Genomic DNA, 3521 nt, shown 5'->3' with positions numbered 1-3521 from the left:
CCTTCGAGCCGCTGGCGCCCGAGGAGCGCGCGCTGTTCGTCCGCACCATCGAGGCCTACGAGAACGGCGCCTCCGGCTCCCGCGACTGAACCACCACCGCGACCGAGCCACCCCCGCGGCCACCGCGCGGTTCGTCAGACGCGCTCCAGCAACGGGTCCTGGCGCAGGATGGCGCGGTGGACGCCGGCGAGCTCCGCCCCCGGCTCGATGCCGAGTTCGTCGACGAGCCGGCGGCGGGTCCGCTGGTAGAGCGCGAGCGCCTCCGCCTGCCGGCCGGTGCGGTAGAGCGCCCGCATCAGCAGGGCCTGCGGCTGCTCCCACAGCGGCTGTCCGGTGGCCAGCCGCCGCAGCCGGGCGACCGCCTCCTCCGACCGGCCGAGCGCCAGGTCCGCCTCGGCCACCAACTGCTCGGCGCCGAGCCGGACCTCGTCCAGCCGGGCGGCCTCCCACTGGAACGCCGGCAGGTCCTGGAGCTCGCCCAGCGTCGGACCCCGCCAGAGCCCCAGTGCCTCCCGGGCCGAGGTGCGGGCGGCGGCCGGGTCGCCGGCGGCGAGCGCGGCCCGGGCGGCGTCGAGCCGCCGCTCGGCGCGCCGGTGGTCGAGCTGCTCGTCCAGGACGGTGAGCCGGTAGCCGGACGGGCCGCCGAGCAGACGCGGAGCCGATCCGCCGTCCGCTGATCGCGCTGTCACAGGTGGCCGGGACGGCCGCCGCCGTCGTCCGGCTGGGCGACCGCGCGCTCTCGGGGGATCTGCGCGCGGACCAGCAGACCCTGATGGACGCGCTGGACCTCGGGGGCAATCTGACCGGCGCGGTCGGCAAGGGCGCGAAGGTCCTGCGGATCACCGGGGGAAGCGGGGCGCTGGACTTCGTCGCCCGGGTGGACGGCGTGCTCGGAACCACCCAACTGGTGGTCGCCAACGCCGATCTGGCGTACCGGCTGAACGAGGCCGTGGCCCGCGGCGAGCAGCGGGAGGTCCTGGCCATACTGGGGGAGGCGGCCGTGTCGGGCGCCCTGCTGAAGCTGGGCGCGGCGGCCGAGCGGGCCGGGGAGGAAGGGGAGGGCGCGGAGGGCGCGGAGGCCGGGAGTGCCGCCGCCACCGGCGCCCCGGTCGTGCTGCGGCACGCCACCGTCGACCCGCGCTTCGTCGCGGCGCTGCCGGTCGAACTGCGGGACTCCGTCGAGGTGCTGGAGGGCGGCGGGCGCACCGTCCAGGTCCGGCACGCATTCGACGCGCTGGGCCGGGCCCGGATGTGGATCGCCGCCGGTCCGGACGCCACCGCCGAGGACGCCGCGCACCACCTGGCCGCCATTCGCGAGGTCCAGGACGCCCGGAGCCTGCGCGGGGGCCTGCGGACGCTCGGCGAGCAGGCCGGCGTCCTGTTCGGCGGCGCGTACGTGCCGGTGCCCGGCACCCGGGCCTGGGACGCCGCGCGGGAGATCGAGAAGCTGACGTCGATGATCGCGGCCGAACGGGGCGCGAGCCGTCCGGACCGGGCCAGGATCGCCGATCTCAAGCAGCAACTCGCCGAGCACCGCAGGACCTTGGCGCAGCGGAGTACCGAGCAGGGCGGGGTGATCGCCGCCGAGGACCGGCGCGGCCGCAAGCGCGGCGAGGGCCCGGTCCGGCTGGACCCGGCCGGCCAGGCCCGGGCGGCGGAGAAGGTGCAGCGCACGGACCGGGCGCTCGCCCGCTCGGCGAGTGCCACCGCGGAGCAGACGGCCGCCGCCGGTGCGGCGGGCCACGGCCTGGCCGTCCAGGCCGGGTTCCGCCCGCCCCGCCCCGCCGCGTTGGACGGCTGGTTCGGCCGGGTCGGCCGGCTGCCGCACGAGCAGCGCATCGCCGAACTCGATGCCCTGGTGGCACTGGGCGGCCGTTCGGCGCGGGAACTGGACTACCTGGTCTGGCTGCGGCGTTCCTGGGTGCTGCGGCAGGAGGCGGAGGAGGCCGGCGGCGCGGTCCGGGCCGGCGGGGGAGAGGAGGCCAACCTCCGGACCCTTCGCGAGGCCGGGGCCGAGGAGGTGCGCGAGAAGAGCCGGCCGCTGATCGAGGTGATGCGCGCGAAGGGGCCGAACTACCGCGACCGGAGCCGGATCGACTTCGACGAGGTGACGGGCCGCGAGGCCTGGCAGGCCAGAGTGGCCCGGGCGGTCGCGGAGAAGACGAACCCGCCGACGCTGGACACCGACCACCTGGTGGCCCTCGACCGGATCACCAAGCTGGACGAACTCGTCCCGGTGCTGCGGCTCTACCTGGCGGCGTCGCGCGGGGTCCGGGCGGAGCTGTACGAGCACCTCAAGGGCCTCGGCGACCACGAGGACAACCTCCGTCGGATGGACGGTCCCGCCAACCGCAGCAAGAACAACCGCAGTTGGTACGAGTTCAGCTACGACGACGCGGCCCGCTACGGCTACACCCCGAAGCAGGTGAACGAGATGCGGGCGCTGGAGGACAAGGCGCTGGCCGCCCTCCTGCGCCGGATCGAGAAGCTGCGGGCGGACTACGCGCCCCGGGTGCACGGCGGCGGCGCCGGGCGCTGACCTCGGGCCCACCGCCCGTCCCCCGAACACCCGCGCCCTGCACGCCCGCCGCACGTCCGTTGCACGCGGGCTGCATGCGGCGGGCGGCACGCTCCGAGCAGCACGGACGCGGGCCCAGGGACGGCCCGCGCGGAACGGAACCAACAGGGAGACACGGCCATGAAGTTCGTCAGTCGCGCCGAGTGGGGCGCCCGGGCGGCCCGCAACGGCCATCCGGCGGTGCCGGCCAACCGGGGCGTCAAGATCCACTACCTGGGCGGCCCGTACAGCGCCGACGAGCACGGCACCTGCGCGGGGTACCTGCGCAAGGTCCAGAACAGCCACATGGACGGCAACGGCTGGTCGGACTTCGCCTACAACCTCGCCGTCTGCGAGCACGGTTACGTCTTCGAGGGCCGCGGCCGCAACACGCAGAACGCCGCCAACGGCAACACCACGCTCAACCGCGACCACTTCGCCGTCCTCGCCCTCGTCGGCGACAGCGGGCACACCGCCCCGAGCGCCGACCAGGTCACGGGACTGCGGGACGCCGTCGCCTACCTGCGCGCCAACGGCGCCGGCCGGGAGATCCGCGGCCACCGGGACGGCTACGCCACCGAGTGCCCGGGCGCGCCGCTCTACCACCTGGTCACCTCCGGCGCGCTGGAGCCGGGCGGGGGCGGCACGACGACGCCCGCGGGCGGCGGCTGGGCGCCGTTCCCGGGATCGGAGTGGTTCCGCACCGGCCCGAGCAGCCCACTGGTCACCGCCATGGGCCGCCGTCTGGTGGAGGAGGGCTGCGGCGCCTACCAGCAGGGCCCCGGCCCGCAGTGGAGCGAGGCCGACCGCCGGAGCTACGCCCGCTGGCAGCAGAAGCTCGGCTACGCGGGCACCGACGCGGACGGCTGGCCCGGCGCCTCCTCCTGGGCGCGCCTGCACGTCCCGCAGTCCTGACCCCCGTTCGCCACGCGGCGGCGCCCGCCACCCGCACCCCGGGTGGCGG

3 protein-coding genes are annotated in these 3521 nt (G+C 76.3%); 2 read left to right on the top strand and 1 reads right to left on the bottom strand.

Annotated elements, in window-relative coordinates; all coding sequences use genetic code 11:
* Positions 1-134: 134 nt before the first annotated feature.
* On the bottom strand, positions 135-689 hold the full coding sequence (locus ACFU9E_RS35340) for a BTAD domain-containing putative transcriptional regulator (protein ID WP_380689535.1): 555 nt from the start codon (positions 687-689) through the stop codon (positions 135-137).
* 2 nt (positions 690-691) lie between these two features.
* On the opposite strand from ACFU9E_RS35340, the gene ACFU9E_RS35335 reads away from it, so the two are divergent.
* Together ACFU9E_RS35335 and ACFU9E_RS35330 are read left to right on the top strand one after the other, a co-directional pair.
* Positions 692-2539 carry a hypothetical protein gene (locus ACFU9E_RS35335; protein WP_380689537.1) on the top strand — a complete coding sequence of 616 codons (1848 nt, stop codon included), beginning with the start codon at positions 692-694 and terminating at the stop codon, positions 2537-2539.
* A 159-nt stretch (positions 2540-2698) separates the two neighbouring features.
* Positions 2699-3472 carry a peptidoglycan-binding protein gene (locus tag ACFU9E_RS35330; RefSeq protein WP_380689539.1) on the top strand — a complete coding sequence of 258 codons (774 nt, stop codon included), beginning with the start codon at positions 2699-2701 and terminating at the stop codon, positions 3470-3472.
* Positions 3473-3521: the final 49 nt, after the last annotated feature.

Source organism: Kitasatospora sp. NPDC057595, from assembly GCF_042800875.1.
Classification (GTDB): Bacteria; Actinomycetota; Actinomycetes; order Streptomycetales; family Streptomycetaceae; genus Kitasatospora.
The sequence above is the reverse complement of the archived record's forward strand: the minus strand, read 5'-3'. Positions and strand labels throughout refer to the sequence as shown.